This window comes from Streptomyces prunicolor NBRC 13075, from assembly GCF_000367365.1.
Classification (GTDB): Bacteria; Actinomycetota; Actinomycetes; order Streptomycetales; family Streptomycetaceae; genus Streptomyces; species Streptomyces prunicolor.
Genome location: NZ_BARF01000087.1, coordinates 1 through 16328 on the forward strand (window position 1 = coordinate 1; position 16328 = coordinate 16328).

Annotated in this window: 16 protein-coding genes; 12 read left to right on the plus strand and 4 right to left on the minus strand. The window is 70.9% G+C overall.

The window, feature by feature from the left end:
• The first annotated feature begins 99 nt into the window (after positions 1–99).
• The 4 genes from SPR02S_RS36910 (at position 100) to SPR02S_RS36925 (ending at position 4242) form a co-directional block, all read left to right on the plus strand.
• A complete protein-coding gene (locus SPR02S_RS36910; RefSeq protein WP_019062044.1) occupies positions 100–645 on the plus strand; it encodes a DUF309 domain-containing protein in 546 nt (181 codons plus the stop codon).
• Positions 646–733: 88 nt separating this feature from the next.
• Entirely contained in the window at positions 734–1507 is a 774-nt protein-coding gene (gene cobF / locus SPR02S_RS36915) for a precorrin-6A synthase (deacetylating) (protein ID WP_026151195.1), read from the plus strand.
• 109 nt (positions 1508–1616) lie between these two features.
• Positions 1617–3695, plus strand: a complete 2079-nt coding sequence (locus SPR02S_RS36920; protein ID WP_026151196.1) for an MDR family MFS transporter — start codon at positions 1617–1619, stop codon at positions 3693–3695.
• Between the two features lie 43 nt (positions 3696–3738).
• A complete protein-coding gene (locus SPR02S_RS36925) occupies positions 3739–4242 on the plus strand; it encodes a hypothetical protein (RefSeq protein ID WP_019062047.1) in 504 nt (167 codons plus the stop codon).
• Here the strand turns inward: SPR02S_RS36925 and SPR02S_RS36930 are convergent.
• Positions 4226–4978, minus strand: coding sequence for a cobalt-precorrin-6A reductase (locus SPR02S_RS36930; protein WP_019062048.1), 753 nt, complete (start codon positions 4976–4978; stop codon positions 4226–4228). The two genes, SPR02S_RS36925 and SPR02S_RS36930, sit on opposite strands and share 17 nt — an antisense overlap.
• A gap of 33 nt (positions 4979–5011) precedes the next feature.
• Positions 5012–5791, minus strand: a complete 780-nt coding sequence (locus tag SPR02S_RS36935; RefSeq protein WP_019062049.1) for a sulfite exporter TauE/SafE family protein — start codon at positions 5789–5791, stop codon at positions 5012–5014.
• 115 nt (positions 5792–5906) lie between these two features.
• Here SPR02S_RS36935 and SPR02S_RS36940 point away from each other — a divergent pair, with 115 nt between their 5' ends.
• Both SPR02S_RS36940 and SPR02S_RS36945 read left to right on the plus strand, forming a co-directional pair.
• Complete coding sequence (locus SPR02S_RS36940) at positions 5907–6746, plus strand: alpha/beta hydrolase (RefSeq protein ID WP_019062050.1); 840 nt, start codon at positions 5907–5909, stop codon at positions 6744–6746.
• An 87-nt stretch (positions 6747–6833) separates the two neighbouring features.
• Positions 6834–7646 (plus strand): SAM-dependent methyltransferase, encoded by an 813-nt coding sequence (locus SPR02S_RS36945; protein ID WP_019062051.1) that lies wholly within the window; start codon positions 6834–6836, stop codon positions 7644–7646.
• A 205-nt stretch (positions 7647–7851) separates the two neighbouring features.
• Here the strand turns inward: SPR02S_RS36945 and SPR02S_RS36950 are convergent, their stop codons facing one another.
• Entirely contained in the window at positions 7852–8355 is a 504-nt protein-coding gene (locus SPR02S_RS36950) for a MarR family winged helix-turn-helix transcriptional regulator (RefSeq protein WP_019062052.1), read from the minus strand.
• A 251-nt stretch (positions 8356–8606) separates the two neighbouring features.
• On the opposite strand from SPR02S_RS36950, the gene SPR02S_RS36955 reads away from it, so the two are divergent.
• The 4 genes from SPR02S_RS36955 (at position 8607) to SPR02S_RS36970 (ending at position 14227) form a co-directional block, all read left to right on the plus strand.
• The gene (locus SPR02S_RS36955) at positions 8607–9644 is read left to right on the plus strand and encodes a zinc-dependent alcohol dehydrogenase (protein WP_019062053.1); all 1038 of its coding nucleotides are present in this window, start codon (positions 8607–8609) and stop codon (positions 9642–9644) included.
• 104 nt (positions 9645–9748) lie between these two features.
• The gene (locus SPR02S_RS57235) at positions 9749–10981 is read left to right on the plus strand and encodes a sensor histidine kinase (protein WP_019062054.1); all 1233 of its coding nucleotides are present in this window, start codon (positions 9749–9751) and stop codon (positions 10979–10981) included.
• 85 nt (positions 10982–11066) lie between these two features.
• Complete coding sequence (locus tag SPR02S_RS36965) at positions 11067–12557, plus strand: MFS transporter (RefSeq protein ID WP_019062055.1); 1491 nt, start codon at positions 11067–11069, stop codon at positions 12555–12557.
• 116 nt (positions 12558–12673) lie between these two features.
• Complete coding sequence (locus SPR02S_RS36970) at positions 12674–14227, plus strand: carboxylesterase/lipase family protein (protein ID WP_019062056.1); 1554 nt, start codon at positions 12674–12676, stop codon at positions 14225–14227.
• Positions 14228–14312: 85 nt separating this feature from the next.
• Here the strand turns inward: SPR02S_RS36970 and SPR02S_RS36975 are convergent, their stop codons facing one another.
• Positions 14313–14789, minus strand: coding sequence for a potassium channel family protein (locus SPR02S_RS36975; RefSeq protein WP_019062057.1), 477 nt, complete (start codon positions 14787–14789; stop codon positions 14313–14315).
• A gap of 168 nt (positions 14790–14957) precedes the next feature.
• Between SPR02S_RS36975 and SPR02S_RS36980 the strand changes: the two genes are divergently transcribed.
• Positions 14958–15305, plus strand: a complete 348-nt coding sequence (locus SPR02S_RS36980) for a hypothetical protein (RefSeq protein WP_019062058.1) — start codon at positions 14958–14960, stop codon at positions 15303–15305.
• A 131-nt stretch (positions 15306–15436) separates the two neighbouring features.
• Positions 15437–16315, plus strand: coding sequence for a hypothetical protein (locus tag SPR02S_RS36985; RefSeq protein ID WP_019062059.1), 879 nt, complete (start codon positions 15437–15439; stop codon positions 16313–16315).
• Positions 16316–16328: the final 13 nt, after the last annotated feature.

The window sequence follows — 16328 nt, forward strand, 5'->3', positions numbered from 1 at the left end:
GATGCGGTTCCCACGGAGAACCGTGTGATCGCGCGAACAGCACTTTACCCCACGCCGGGGGTGCGCCGAAGCCGGCGCCGGGCGCGGGACAATCGTCGTATGGGCGACACAACCTCAGATGCGACCTCGGGTACCACCTCAGGCGATACGGCCGGAGCGCGCGACCGGGACGGCGAGGGGCGGGCGCGCAACGCCCGGCCTCGGGACGGGCTCGGGCGGCCGTTGCCGTACGACGCTGACGGTGTGGCGCGGCAACCCGAGGGGGTCGTGCGGGCGCCGGAGGACACCGTCGTCGAGGCGCAGGCGCTGCTCGACGAGGGGAAACCGTTCCACGCGCACGAGGTCTTCGAGGACGCCTGGAAGTCGGGGCCGGACGAGGAGCGTGCCCTGTGGCGCGGGCTCGCCCAACTCGCCGTGGGCCTCACGCACGCGGCCCGGGGGAACGTCACCGGCGGTGCCCGGCTGTTGCGGCGCGGCGCCGGGGGTGTCGAGGAGTGGGCGGCCCTGACGGGGCGGGAGCAGCCGTACGGCATGGATCTCGCGGGGGTCGCCGCCTGGGCGCGGGGGCTCGGGGACGACGTGGAGCGGGGCGGCGGGAGTGTCGACGCGGGGGCGCGGGCGCCTCGGCTGCGCGGGACGTCGTAGCCGGAATAATCCCAATCTGTACAGGTGCGTACTGATGCGTGCCGGTGCGGTGTACGGACTGTCAGTGGCGTGGGGCAGACTCGGGGGCGTGCGAAAGATTCATGTCATCGGTATCGGCGCGGGCGACCCCGAGCAGCTGACCCTCCAGGCGGTCAGGGTGCTGCGGGGCACCGACGTGTTCTTCCTCCTCGACAAGGGCGAGGTGAAGTCCGACCTCACGCAGCTCCGCCGGGACATGCTCGACGCGCACATACCGGAGGGGACGTACCGCCTGGTCGAGGCGCGGGACCCGGAGCGGGACCGGAAGGCGGGGGGTGCCGCGTACTCCCCGGCGGTCGGGGACTGGCGCAGCGCCCGTGCGGAGATCTACGAGCGGCTGATCGCCGAGGAGTTGGGCGAGGACGAGAGCGGCGCGTTCCTGGTGTGGGGCGATCCCTCGCTGTACGACAGCACGCTCGGCATCCTGGAGGAGATCCTGGAGCGGGGCGCGGTCGCGTTCGAGTACGACGTCGTGCCCGGCATCAGCAGTGTCTCGGCGCTCGTGGCCCGGCACCGCACGGGACTGAACCGGGTGGCCGGGCCGGTGCAGATCACCACGGGCCGGCGGCTGTCCGAGGGGTTCCCGGACGGGGTGGACGACGTGGTCGTGATGCTGGACGCGCACCAGGCGTTCCGGCGGTACGCCGACCAGGACATCGACATCTACTGGGGCGCCTATCTGGGCACTCCGGACGAGATCCTCGCCTCCGGTCCGATAGCCGAGGCCGCCCCGCGCATCGAGCGGCTGCGCGCGGAGGCCCGGGAGCGCAAGGGCTGGATCATGGACACGTATCTGCTGCGCAGGCACCCGAAGGGCGAGTAGCGGGCAGGGACCAGGGCTGGAGGTTGGGGCAGCGGTTGGGGCTGGGGCTGGGGCACCCGAGTGGACCGCCCCATATGCATCAGGGGGCCGACGGTGTGACAGTGACCTCGTGACAGTCGCCGAGGAAACCTCGCTGCCTTCCGCGCAGCAGCCCCCCGTGCTGGATTCCCGCCGCCGCAACGTCGTCTTCGTGACGATCATGCTGGGCATGCTGCTGGCGGCCCTCGACCAGACCATCGTCGGTACGGCGCTGCCGACGATCGTGTCGGACCTGGGAGGCGCCGAACACATGTCATGGGTGGTCACCGCCTATCTGCTGGCGGAGACTGTGGCGACCGTGCTGGTCGGCAAGTTCGGTGACCTGTTCGGCCGCAAGGTGGTCTTCCAGGTCTCGGCGATCGTGTTCATCACGGGCTCGTTCCTGTGCGGTTTCTCCACCAACATGACGCTGCTGATCGCCTGGCGGGCCGTGCAGGGCATCGGCGCGGGCGGTCTGATGGTGACGGCGATGGCGCTGATCGCCGACGTCATCCCGCTGCGGGAACGCGGCAAGTACCAGGGCGCGATCGGCGCGGTGTTCGGCGTGGCCACGGTCATCGGACCGCTGCTGGGCGGCCTGTTCACCGACCACCTCACCTGGCGCTGGGCGTTCTACGTCAACGTGCCCATCGCGATCGTCGTCGTCATCGCGGCGGCCCGCACCATCCCCGTGGTCAAGTCGGCGATGCGGCCCGTGATCGACTACCTGGGCATCGCGCTGGTCGCGGTCGGTGCGAGCTCGCTGATCCTGGCGACGAGTTGGGGCGGCAACGAGTACGCGTGGGGTTCGGCAACGATCATCGGCCTGTTCGTGGGCGGTGTGATCGCGCTGGGCCTGTTCTGCTGGGTGGAGACCCGGGCCGAGCAACCCATGCTGCCCATGCGGCTGTTCACCAACCCGGTGTTCGCGGTCTGTTCGATCCTCAGCTTCATCGTCGGTTTCGCGATGCTCGGCGCGCTGACGTATCTGCCGACCTATTTGCAGTACGTCGACGGTGACTCGGCCACGATCTCCGGTGTGCGGACTCTGCCCATGGTGATGGGGCTGCTGATCGCTTCCGTCTTCAGCGGCAACGTGGTCAGCAAGACCGGCCAGTACCGCATCTTCCCGATCATCGGCTCCGCGGTGATGGGCGTCGGCCTGTATCTGATGTCCCTCATGGGCCCGGGCACCGGCGCGTTCCTGGAGTCGGTGTACATGTTCGTGCTCGGCACCGGCATCGGGCTGTGCATGCAGGTGCTGACGATCGCCGTGCAGAACACCGTCGAGTACACCGACCTCGGCACCGCGACCTCCGGCGTCACCTTCTTCCGTACGCTGGGCAGTTCGTTCGGCACCGCCGTCTTCGGCACGATCTACGCCAACAGCCTGGCCCCGAACCTCAAGGACGGGATCGCCGAGGCCGCGAGGGCCAGCGCGTTGAACCCGGCCGTGATCACCAAGGCGGCGACCAGCCCCGAGGGCCTGCACAAGCTGCCGCACGCCGCCGCCGCGCCGATCATCAACGCGTACGCCGACACCATCCACACGGTGTTCCGGTGGACGGTCCCGGTCGCCGTGATCGGTTTCGTCGTCGCCCTGTTCCTCAAGCAGGTGCAGCTGCGCGACAGCGCGCGCAAGGGCTCCACCGACATGGGCGAGGGCTTCGCGTCACCGCGCGGCGCGGACTCGCAACGGCTCCTCGAAGCGGCCGTCGGCAAGGTCATCGGCAGCACGGACCTGGACACCGCCCGGCGGATCATCACGAACTCCGACACCCGGCTGGACGTCGCCGGTGCCTGGGCCGTGATGCAGGTCGAACTGTTCGGCAGGATGGTCGGCCATGCCAGCCTCGGCCTGATCGCCGCCCGCCGCCACATGCCCCCGGAGGTGCTCCTCCCGGTCTTCGACCGCATGGTCGAGGAGGGCTATCTGACCCGCGACGGCTACCTTCTCTCCCACACCGCGGCCGGCGAACGCGAGGCCGAGGTCATCGGCAAGGCGTGGGGCACCTGGCTGGAGGAGAGGGTGCAGCAGGACATCGGCCGCCCGTCGGGCACGGACCTGCGCGCCGCGGTCGACTCCATCGCCAAGCGCCTCCTGGTGGAGGACCTGACCTCCGGACTGCCGCAGCGCGCGGCGGAGTTGGAGTCGAGCTCGGCACCGTGAAAACCGGGTGACGCGCGGGGCGGACAGGGGCGAAACTCACGGTATGTCCTCCGCGCCCGTCCGCTTCCGTGATCCGCGCAGCACCGAGTACGACTTCCTCGACTCGATGCTGGTGCGGTGCCCGCGCTGCGAGCGGATCGCCCATGTTGTACGGCCGCCGGGCCCACGCCCGGAGCCGGGTCGGGCGTTGTTCGCGCCGAGACACCTCGTCTGCCGGAGCTGTGGCCAGTCCCGGACCTGGGCCGAGCGCAGCATCTGCTTCCCACGCGGTTCGGTGGGCCTGGCCTGGGATCCCTACTTCCGCCTCCCCCTGTGGCTGCAGACGCAGACCCGGCACGGCGGACTCTGGGCCTACGGCCTCCCCCACCTGGACCTGATCAGGCGATTCGTCGCCGCCGACCTGCGTGAACGGGCGCCCTGGTACGACACCGGGCAGAAGATGACACTGGTCGCCCGCCTCCCGGCCTGGATCAAGAGCGCCAAGAACCGGGACGAGATCCTGCGCGCGGTGGACCGTCTCCGGGCCACGGTCATCGCCCCGCACTGAACCCCAGCCCCGCCAGCACCCCGGCGACATCGGGCACCGCGCTCACCCCGTCCGGCAACGGCGGTCGTCGTACGACCACGACCGGGACGCCCGCCTCCCGCGCGGCCGTGAGTTTGGCCGCCGTCGCCGCTCCCCCGCTGTCCTTCGTCACGACCACGTCGATCCGGTGCTCGCGGAGCAGTGCCGTCTCGTCGGCCAGGGTGAAGGGCCCGCGTGCCAGCAGCACGTCGATGTCCGGTGGCGTCGGAGGCTCGGGCGGCTCCACCGACCGTACGACGAAGTGCAGTTGGGTGAGGTGGGCGAAGGCGGCGAGGCCGAGGCGGCCGGTGGTGAGGAGGATGTGGTGCCCGAGTCCGGGGAGCGCCTCGGCGGCCTCGCCCAGGGAGGCGACCGGGTGCCAGCGGTCTCCGGGAACCGGCCGCCAACCGGGCCTGCGCAGCACGACGACGGGCAGTCCGGTGTCCGTCGCGGCCCGCACCGCGTTCGCGGTGATCGACTCCGCGAAGGGGTGGGTGGCGTCGACGACGGCGTCCACGCGGTGCTCCCGCAGCCACTCGGCCAGCCCCTCGGCTCCGCCGAACCCGCCGATCCGTACGTCTCCCGACAGCGCCCCCGGCTTCGCCACCCGCCCGGCGAGGGACGTGGTGACCCGGGCCTCGGGCCGCTGTACCGCCAGTTCGGCGGCGAGTTCACGTGCCTCGGTGGTGCCGCCGAGGATCAGGATGTGCGGGGACATGCGGCGAGCGTACGAGGTCACGGGGGCGAGGGGTCAGCGGAGGAGCAGTTGCAGGCCGCCGATGATCGTCGCCGCGATCACAAGTTGCTCGAACAATCGCTGGTTGATTCGGTTCACAGCCCATTTGCCGATCAACGCACCGGGCACGACGAACGCCGCGAGCGCCGCGTCAAGGAGGAGCGAGTGGCCGTCGATCAGGCCGAGGCCCACGCTGAAGGGCACCTTGGTCACGTTGACGATCAGGAAGAAGAACGCCGACGTGCCGAGAAAGCCCAGCTTCCGGAAGCCCGCCGAGAGCAGATACATCGACATCACCGGGCCGCCGGCATTGGCGACCATCGTGGTGAAGCCGCCGAGCACACCGTACGAGCGCGCCTTCGCCCGGCCGGACCGGGTGGCGACGGCATCGGGCTCGTCCTCCGCACCCGCCTCCGCCTTGCGCCTGCGCCACACCGTGACCCCGGCCATCAGCAGCAGGATCGCCCCGATCGACGTCCGTACGACCGCGTCGTCGGCCCACACCAGGAACAGCGTCCCGATCACGACGCCCGCAGCGACCGCCGGGAACAGCCGCCACAGCGTGGGCCAGTGGGCGTGCCGCCGGTAGGTGAGGACGGCGAGGACGTCGCCGACGATCAGAATCGGGAGCAGGACGCCGGTGGAGGCGCGGGCGGGCAGGACGGCCGCGAAGATCGCGAGGCTGACCGTGTTGGCCCCGCTCACGGCGGTCTTCGAGAAGCCGACGAGCAGGGCCGCGGCGGCCAGCGCGGCGAATTCCCAGCCGGAAATGTGCCAGAGAGTCATCGTGTTCATGCGAGGACCGATGCTATGTCCTTACATCCGTCCGCGTAAGGAGTGTCTCGGCAGATGGCCCCTGCCACACCGCAGCGGACCGGGGTCGCCCGATGAGCGATGCTAGTTTTCGGGGGTGGACGACACCCGCGAGCATGTCCTCTTCGGCACCCGGAACCCGATCACCGCACACGAGTGGCCGCACGAGCACCCGCGGTACATCGCCCTCGTCGCGCACGGATACGGCGAACACATGGGCCGGTACGCCGAGTTGGCGACCGTACTCGTGGCGCACGGCGCGGCAGTCCTCGGCCCCGACCACCAGGGCCACGGCACCTCGGCCGGTGAGCGGGTGCTGATCGAGGACTTCGAGGACGTGGTCACGGACCTGCACGCCGTCGCCGACCTGGCCCGCGCCACCTACCCGGGCGTCCCCCTCGTCCTGATCGGCCACTCCATGGGCGGCCTGATCGCATCCCGCTTCGCACAGCGCCACGGCGACGAGCTGTCCGCCCTCGTCCTGTCCGGACCGGTGATCGGCACCTGGGAACTGCCGGGCCGACTGCTCTCCCTCCCCGAGATCCCCGACGTCCCGATCAGCCCGGCCTCGCTCTCCCGCGACCCCGGCGTCGGTACGGCGTACGCGGCGGATCCGCTGGTCTGGCACGGTCCGATGAAGCGGCCGACACTGGAGGCCTTCGCCCAAACCCTGGAGACCGTGGGCGAGTTGGGCGACATCGGCGGACTCCCCCTGCTCTGGCTCCACGGCAGCGACGACCGGCTCGTCCCGCTCGCCGGCAGCCGGGTCGGCGTGGAACGGTTGAACGGCGGGGAGTTGACCGAGCACGTGTATCCGGGCGCCCGGCACGAGGTGTTCAACGAGACGAACCGGGCCGAGGTCTTCGCGGACCTGATCCGTTTCCTGGACGGGGTGTTGAACAGCGCCACCCCAAACGGCGTCACCCGGTCAGCATGACCGTGCCAAACTTCTCGCACGTCCCACAGGGGTCGTCGCACACCGCCCGCGAGGGTCGTCGTGCACAGTCGAGCAGAGGAGCATCGCGTGACCGGGACGGAGCCGGCCGTCCAGCGGATCGACACGTCGAAGCCGCATCCGGCGCGGGTGTACGACTGGTTCCTCGGCGGCAAGGACAACTACCCGGTCGACGAGCAACTCGGCAGGCAGATCACGTCACTTGACCCGGGCGCCCCGCGCACCGCGCGCGCCAACCGCTGGTTCATGCAGCGGGCGACGCGGATGCTCGTCCGGGAGTCGGGCATCCGCCAGTTCCTGGACGTCGGCACCGGCATACCGACCGAGCCCAACCTCCATCAGATCGCCCAGTCCACCGCGCCGGACGCGCGGGTCGTGTACGTCGACAACGACCCGATCGTCCTCGCCCACGCGGCGGCGCTGCTGCGCGGCACGCCCGAGGGTGCGACGGAGTACCTCCAGGCCGACGCCCGCGAACCGCTCACCATCCTCCAACAGGCGGCCCGCGTCCTCGACTTCGACCGCCCGATCGCCCTGTCCCTGATCGCCCTGCTGCACTTCATCCCGGACGAGGACGGCGCCCGCGAGCTGGTGGACACCCTCATCGACGCGCTGGCGCCGGGGAGTTGTCTCGTACTGTCCGCGATGACGGCCGACCTCGAACCGGAGAAGGTGGCGCGCGGCATCGCCGCCTACGCGGCGGGCGGGGTGACGCTGGTGGCCCGTTCGCACGCCGAAGTGAGCAGCATCTTCAAGGGACTTGAGCCGATGGACCCCGGCATCGTGTCCGTGTCCGAGTGGCACCCCGAACTCGCGGAGGGCGAAACGCCGCTCGGCGAGGGGCCGGTCTCGCTGTACGGCGGAGTCGGCTTCAAGGTCTGACGACGAAGCCGGAGGGGCCACGAGCGACCCCGAGCGACCACTCCCTACGACTCCGCGCCAACCCCTCACCGGCCGCGAGGCCGAAGGCCGCACCCCTGGCGGCCCTCGGCCCAGCACCGTCGGCGACCCCGGCACCGTCAGCCACCCCGGCACGGTCGGCCGCAGCCTGGGTCCCGAGCCGTCCCCACGGACGTGCTCCGTGCCGTCAGGCCGGCGTCTCGACGTCCACCGCCGCCTCGGCATGGGTGACGAAGTCGTCGACCAGCCGGTGAAAGAGGCCCGCGAGGTGCCGTAGATCCTCGGCGGACCAATGGGTCAGGGCCATCTCGATGCCGCGGCGGCTCGCGTCCCGGATGCGGTTGACGGCGGCCAGGCCGCTGTCGGTGAGCTGGACGCGCTGGGCGCGGCCGTCGTCGGGGTCCGGGATGCGCACCACATGGCCGAGCTGCTCCAACTGCCGTAGCTGGCGCGTGACATGAGAGGCCTCCACCGACATCCGGACCGCCAGCACACCAGGGCGCAGCGGCTCGCTCTCGGAGATGTACCGGAGGATCGACACGGCGGCCCGGTCCAGCGGCAGCCCGGCCAGCGCCATCAGACGCTCGTGCTGCCGGGCCCGCCCCGCCAGATAGGCGATACGGGTGAGGACCCGCTCGATCTCGGCTACGTCCTCCGGAACGGGTGCTGTTTCGGGCGACGGTGCGGACATGCGTCCACCGTAACAGCTACTTGCCTGAGTCAAGCAAGACCGAAATCACTTGCTTGACTCAAGTAATGCTTTATGGTTGCCTAACTCAAGTAAGCCCAGAGCTGGGGCCGCCTAAGCGGAGGCGTCCCCGTCGTGCCGTACACCGTGGGGACGGAGTACGGCACAGTCACCGGCCCCGACGGCCGGAGCACTCCCCCCGTCCGCCGCCGGGGCCGGTGACACCCCTCCTGTACATGGAAAGCGAGCCCCTCATGGCCACGATGAAGTCCGTGCAGACCGGCGCCGACAACAAGATCGACGTGGTGGATGTCGAGCGTCCGGCGCCCGGGCCGAAGGACGCCCTCATGAAGATCCGCGCCTGCGGGATCTGCGGCACCGACACCTTCTTCCTGCACATCGGCGGCGGCCCCTTCGGACCGGGCGGCGCCATGGCCCCGGTCCCCCTCGGCCACGAGCCGGCCGGCGAGATCGTCGAGGTCGGCGCCGAGGTCGAGGGCCTGAAGGCCGGTGACCGGGTGGTCGTCAACCCGCAGGGCGCGCCCTCCGGGATCATCGGCTGCGGCGGCAGGCACGGCGCCATGAGCGACTACCTCCTGCTGGAGGACTGCGAGATCGGCAAGAGCGTCACCGTCTTCCCCGACACCGTGCCGTTCGACGTCGCCGCCCTCAACGAGCCGATGGCCGTGGCCCGGCACGCCGTCAACCGTTCCGAGGCCAGGCCCGGTGACAAGGTCGTCATCTTCGGCGCCGGGCCGATCGGTCTGGGCGCGGCGATCTGGCTGAAGCTGCGCGGGGTCGAGCACATCGTCGTCGCGGACGTCGTCGCCTCGCGCCTGGAGACCGCGCTCGCCGTCGGCGCGGACGCCGTGATCAACTCCGCCGAGGAGGACGTCACCGCCCGGCTGACCGAGCTGCACGGCCAGGCCGCCAACGCGCTGGGCCAGCCGCGCCCCGGTACGGACATCTACATCGACGCCGCCGGTGTCGCCGCGGTCGTCAACACCACGGTGGACTCCGCGAAGTGGGGCGCCAAGCTGGTCATGGTCGCCGTACAGAAGAAGGGCGCCGACATCGATCTCGGCGGGATGCTGCGCAGCGAGCTAACGCTGATCGCCTCGCAGGGCTACCCCACCGAGATCTTCGAGGTCACGCGGGAGATCGTCGAGCACCACGAGCGGTTCGCCAAGCTGATCAGCCACCGCGTGCCCTTCGCCGAGGTCGGGGACGCCTTCGAGCTCGCGCTGACACCGGGCGCGGCCCAGAAGATCGTCGTCACCTTCGACGAGTAGTCGCGGGCGCGCGGGTTCCCGCCGTCGGCCACGGTCGACGGCGGGAACCCGCGGACGGCCGGCCGTCTCGGACAGGAACACCTCCACCTCATGATCCCCACGCCATGATCCACAGCCTGCAGCGGCTGCTGCGCTGCCATCCCCGTACCGTCGATCTGGTCGTCGCCGCCGCGTTCTTCGTCTGCTCCTTCCCGGGCAGCGCGCTGACGCTCCCGGGCCGCGACCTCGAAGTCCCGTGGTGGCCCGGCGTGTTGGTCGCGGGCGTCGCCTCGCTCGCCGTGCTGTGGCGGCGCACCCTGCCGCGCACCACGGTGGTGGTCACCCTCGGCTGCGCCATGGCCGTGGCCGCGCTCGGCTACATCCTCACGGTCCTGGTGATCGGACCGCTGATGGTCGCGCTCTACACACTGGCCCTGCGCACCGACCGCACCACCGCGAACCTGTTCACCGTCTCCGCCATCACCCTGCTGGTGGGCACGGCCCTGGTCGTGGGACCCGGCAGCGAACCGCTGGTCATGAAGCTGCTCGGCCCGGCCTTCTGGCTGCTGCTGCCGACCTCGCTCGGCACCACGACCCGGCTCCGCGCGGCCTACCTGGACGCGGTGCAGGCCCGTGCCGAGCACGCGGAACGGACCCGGGAGCAGGAGGCACGACACCGCGTCACCGAGGAGCGCATGCGGATCGCCCGCGATCTCCACGACGTCGTCGCCCATCACCTCGTCCTGGCCAACCTCCAGGCCGGCACGGTCGTACGACTGATGCGCAGCCGCCCCGAGGAGGCCGAGCGGATCGCCGGTGAACTCGCGGGCACCACCTTGTCCGCCGTACGTGAACTCAAGGCCACCGTCGGCCTGTTGCGCCAGAGCGACGGCTCCGAGGCTCCGTCGGGGCCCAACCCCGGTCTGGCCCAACTCGCCGAGCTGGCCGCCTCGTTCGAGCCCGCCGGGCTGTCCGTCACCGTCAACACCGTAGGTGGGCCACGGCCGTTGTCCGCCGGTGCGGATCTCACGGCGTACCGGATCGTGCAGGAGGCGCTCACCAACGTGACCAAGCACGCGGGCACCGGTGCGGCGGAGGTGCGGCTCAGCTACGCACACGACCGGCTGAGCATCACCGTCACCGACCACGGCGGTACGGCGATGCCCTCCTCCGCGTCCGGCAGCGGGTACGGCGTGATCGGCATGCGCGAGCGTGCACTCTCCGCCGGTGGTCGACTTCGCGCAGGTCACCGCCCCGAGGGCGGCTTCGAGGTCGTCACCGAACTGCCACTGCTGCCCCACCCCCAGGGCCGCTCTCAGGGCCACCCCCAGACCCACGACCAGAATGCGCTTGCTTAACTCAATCAATCTCATTATGGTTGAGTAAGTCAAGCAAGTCCGTACGTCCAGCTCATCGCAGCTCGTTCCCGATGGAGGCACTGCCATGTCCGACGCCCTTGCCCGACCCGCCGAAGCGGGTTCCTCCGCTCCGCCGAGGTCGAACGCCGTCGTCGCGGTGCTGGCCCTCGCCGGAATCGTCGTCTCGCTCATGCAGACCCTGGTGATCCCGATCATCCCGGAGCTGCCGAAGTACCTGAACGCCTCCGCGTCGAACACGGCGTGGGCGGTCACCGCCACCCTGCTGGCCGCGGCCGTGGCCACCCCGGTCGTGGGACGCCTCGGTGACATGTTCGGCAAGCGCCGCGCGCTGCTGACCAGCATCATCCTGCTGGTGACGGGCTCGATCGTCTGCGCGCTGGCCGACTCGCTGGTCCCGATGGTCATCGGCCGCGCGCTGCAGGGTCTGGCCGCCGCGGTCGTCCCGCTCGGCATCAGCGTCATGCGGGACGTGCTGCCCAGCGACCGGCTGGCCGGCTCCACCGCGCTGATGAGCGCCTCGCTCGGTGTCGGCGGCGCCCTGGGCCTGCCCTCGGCCGCCTTCATCGCCGACCACTACGACTGGCACCTCCTCTTCTGGGTCTCCGCCGTCCTCGGCGCCCTCTCCTTCCTGCTGGTCCTGCTGATCGTGCCCGAGTCCAAGGTCCGCACCGGCGGCCGCTTCGACCTGGTCGGCGCCCTCGGACTCTCCGCCGGACTGGTCTCCCTGCTCCTCGCGATCTCCAAGGGCTCCGACTGGGGCTGGACCAGCGCGACCACGCTGATCCTCGGCATCGCCGCCGTGTCGATCCTGCTCTCCTGGGGCTGGTACCAGCTGCGCAGCCCGCAGCCGCTGGTCGACCTCCGTACGACCGCCAAGCCGCAGGTGCTGTTCACCAACCTGGCCTCGATCGCCCTCGGCTTCTCGATGTTCGCGATGTCCCTGGTCCTCCCCCAGCTCCTCCAACTGCCCACGCAGACCGGCTACGGCCTGGGCAAGTCGATGCTGATGGTCGGCCTGGTGCTCGCCCCGCAGGGCCTGGTCATGATGGCCATGTCCGCCGTGTCCGCCCGCGTCACCAAGGCCAAGGGCCCGAAGGTCACCCTGATGATCGGCGCGCTGATCGTGGCCTCCGGCTACGCCCTCAACATCCTGCTGATGTCCGAGGTCTGGCACCTCATCCTGGTGTCCTGCATCATCGGTGCCGGTGTCGGCTTCACCTACGGCGCCCTGCCCGCCCTGATCATGGGCGCGGTCGACCCGTCCCAGACCGGCGCGGCGAACAGCCTCAACACCCTGATGCGGTCCCTGGGCACCTCCTTCGCGAGTGCCATCGCCGGTGTGATCCTGGCCCAGATGACCACGGACTTCGGCGGCAGCGCCCTCCCCTCGGAGAACGGCTTCAAGGTGGTCATGGCGATCGGTGCCGGAGCCGCGCTGCTGGCCTTCTTCCTCGCGAGCCTGATCCCCAAGGCCCGTAAGGCAGTTGAGGCACCGGCCGACCAGGAGCCGACCCCGGCTCCCGAGGCCGCCGAGGCCGCCGAGGCCAAGGCGTAAGGCATTCTGGCCATCGAGCACACGGCGGTCGCCGTCCCGCGAGGTGCGGGACGGCGACCGTCCTCGGCTTGTCCGCGCACCCAGCAGTTCCCCCGGCACACAGCGAGGAGTCCACGATGACGACACCCAACTCCCGTGACACGACAGCCGGTTCGGCCGCCGCGCCCGTGGTGCGATGCGGCGCCGGTGCGGTGCGCGGGCGGCTGGAGGGCGGGCTGGCGGCCTTCCGCGGTATCCCGTTCGCCGAACCGCCGGTCGGGGAGGCCCGGTTCCAGGCACCACGGCCCGTGCGCGGCTGGGACGGCGTGCGGGACTCCTTCGAGTTCGGGCCGCCGCCCCCGCAGGAGTCCGGATTCCAGGGCCGCAGGGGCGTGCTGGAGGGACCGACGGGCGACGACTGGCTGACCGTCAACGTGTGGACGCCCGCACCCGGTCCAACGGCCCGCCGACCGGTCATGGTGTGGATCTACGGCGGCGCCTACAAGTTGGGACACGCGGGCAGCCCCGGTTACGACGCCCAACACATCGCCCGCGACGGCGACTTGGTGGTCGTGACCTTCAACTACCGTGTCGGCATCGAGGGGTTCGCCCGGATCGACGGCGCCCCGGCCAACCGCGGGCTGCTCGACCAGGTCGCCGCGCTGGAGTGGGTGCGGGAGAACATCACCGCGTTCGGCGGCGACCCCGAACAGGTCACCGTCTTCGGCGAGTCGGCCGGTGCCGGGTCGGTGGCCTCGCTGCTGGTCATGCCGAGCGCCGCCGGACTGTTCCGCCGGGCCATCGCGCAGAGCGTGCCGGGCCCCTTCTTCTCCGACCCGCTGGCCAAGGACATCGCGACCGCGATCGCCGCCGAGGCGGGACTGCGCCCCACCGCCGCCGACCTCGCGACCGTCGACCCGCGTCAACTGCCCGCCCTGGGCGAGACGTTGACCGCCAAGATGCATCAGCACGAGGACCGGTGGGGCACCGTCGCCCACACGCTGAGCCCCTTCGCGCCCGTCGTCGACGGCGAGGTACTGCCCACCACACCCTGGGAGGGTCTCGCGGCGGGCGCGGCCCGGGACGTGGAGCTGATCCTCGGTCACAACCGGGACGAGTTCCGCCTGTTCACCGTGCTCGACGGGCAGTTCGGGAAAATCACCGAGGAGGACGCGGCGACCGCACTGCGCCGGTTCGGGCCCGGCCCCGATGCCGCAAAGGCCTACCGCACCGCCTTCCCGGACGCCTCACCGGGCGAGCTGTACGAGCTCGTCAACTCCGACCGGGTGTTCCGCATGCCCTGCGTCCACCTCGCGGATGCGCAGGTCGCCGCGGGCGGACGCGTGCACGTCTACGAACTCACCTGGCCCGCACCGGGGTTGGGCGGAGTACTGGGCGCCTGCCACGGCCTCGACATCCCGCTGCTCTTCGGCACGTTCACCGCCGACCTGGGCAATCTGCTGTTCGCCGACGTCGAGCCCTCCCCCGAGGCCCTGGCACTCTCGTCCCGCTTCCGTGCGTCCTGGACGGCGTTCGCGAGGACGGGCGACCCGGGCTGGCCCGCGTACGACACCGAGCGCCGGTCGGTGCAGGTGCTCGACGCGGAGCCGACGGTCACGGCGTACCCGGAGGAGGCCTCGCGGCGGCTGTGGGAGGGGCACGCCTTCACTGCGCTGACGTTGGCCGAGTAGGCGGACGGGAGCCGGGAACGGTCGGCTCCCTCACCGCACACACTCCCTCTCACGCCTCGTCCGCCACCCCTACCGTCGTCCACCCCTACCGTCGTCCTGGCTCCTCGCCCTTCCCCGCCACCATCCGCTCCAGCCGGTCGAACCGCTCGTGCAGCGCCCGCACCGCCTCCTCGCCCAACTCCTCGGCCCCGTGCGCGAGATGATGCCGGCAGCGCTGTTCCCGGCCGACGAACCAGGTCGCCAGGGCCGCGGTGACCAGGCCGTAGGTGGTGATGCCGACGACCATCACCACCGAGCCGACGACGCGGCCCCACAGTGTCACCGGGTAGAAGTCGCCGTACCCGACGGTGGTCGCCGTCTCGATCGACCACCACAGGGCCTTCGGGTACGTCGTCAGATTGGCGCCGCGCGCTCCGTGCTCGGCGACGACCACCGCCCAGGAGCCGACCAGCATCACCACGCCGAGGACCGCCGTCGCCCCGCCCGCCGCCTTCAGGTGGAGCGAGCGGCCCTCCTTGCCGAGGAGCAACTCGACCGCCCTGGTGAGGAATCCGGGCAGCATGGTCACTCCTTCACGTCACGGTGGCGGGGCCTGGGGCCAGTGTCGGGGCGGGCGGGGGTGCGGGCATGCCGGGCGGGGCGTTCGAGTTGCCGTACGACCTGGGGCGTTGTGCGCTGGGGGAAATGTCGGCCACCCGGCCTGCCGCCCTACTCGACGGAGGACCCTGCCATGACCGCGGAACCCCGAGCCGTGCCGGAGACCTTCGCGTTCACCTGTGGTGACTGCGGCCACTGCTGGGAGGCCACCTTCCAGCTGATGTTCTTCACCGATCCGACCGACACCACCGGCCTGACCACGCAGGAGTACGTCGACGAGGACGGCAAGGCCCTCAGGTCACCGCTCGCGGACGCGATCTGCCCCAAGTGCGGCGGGCGCACGGTGCATGTGCTGGAGGCCGGGCTCGCGGCGCGGGCACGCCGCGCGGAACATGAACCCCGCCCGCCGCACGAGCACCACGAGCACCGTCTGCATCTGCCGCACCGGCATTCCGGGCCGCCGGAGGACGACACGCGCTGACGTACCGGTCGCCCGAGCGGACGCGCGCCCCTGACCGTCCGTGACTCACCCGTACGGCCCCCTGCGCTGGAGGGTCGGACGGCCCGGTGGTGCGCTGAGGACACACCTGCCACTCCCCCGGAGGCCCCGCCATGCACCGTCGCCCGCCCTCCCGACCGTCCCGTCCCGCCCGTTTCCTCGCCTCGGCCCTGGCGGTGGGCGCCCTGCTGACGTGCGCGGCCTGCTCCGGCGAGGGCCACGGAGGAGGTGGCGGCCGCGATGTGGACCGTTCCAACGCCTCGGACGTCGCCGCCTCCCCGCTCGCCGCCGAGTCCAAGATCGCCTCGCCCCGTACGGAGAGATCCGCCTCGGCGGCCCCCGTCCTCACCCCGGCCGGAGCAAAGACCGCGCTGATCACCGAGGCCGATCTGGAGGACAACTGGACGCAGGTCAAGGACGCCGCCGGCTGGGGCGACAAGCTGGTCGTCGACAAGGTCGACGTCGCCGATTTCCTCACCGCGAAGACGAACGCCGCCGACTGCCAGAAACTGCTCGACGCGCTCTACGACGACACCCTCCTCGGCAAGCCGTCCGGCGCGTCCGCGCTGACCGGGTTCGAGCAGAGCGACTCCCGGCTGCTCTACCAGGTCGCCGCCTACGACCGGGCCAAGCTCGGCGCCTTCCTGAACTGGCTGAAAACGCTGCCGGTGAAGTGCGACCAGTTCACCGCGACCGACTCCAAGGGCGGCCATCGGACGGTCCAGGTCATCGAGGACTCAGTGCCCTCGGCGGGCGACGCCCGGCAGGGTCTCCAGGTCACCGTCACCGGCACGAGCGGCAGCGAACCCACCACGCTCACCGCGCAGTTGGCGGTCGTCCGGGTCGGCACCGACGCGATCACGGTCACGTCCGGCGGTCTCGACGGCACGGAGTCCGACACGACGAAGGCCGCCGTCCAGAACGGCACCACGCGGCTGAAGGACGTCCAGGCCGGACGCACGCCGCCCGCCCAACCCGGCAACCTGGACTGACAGTTCACCGCCC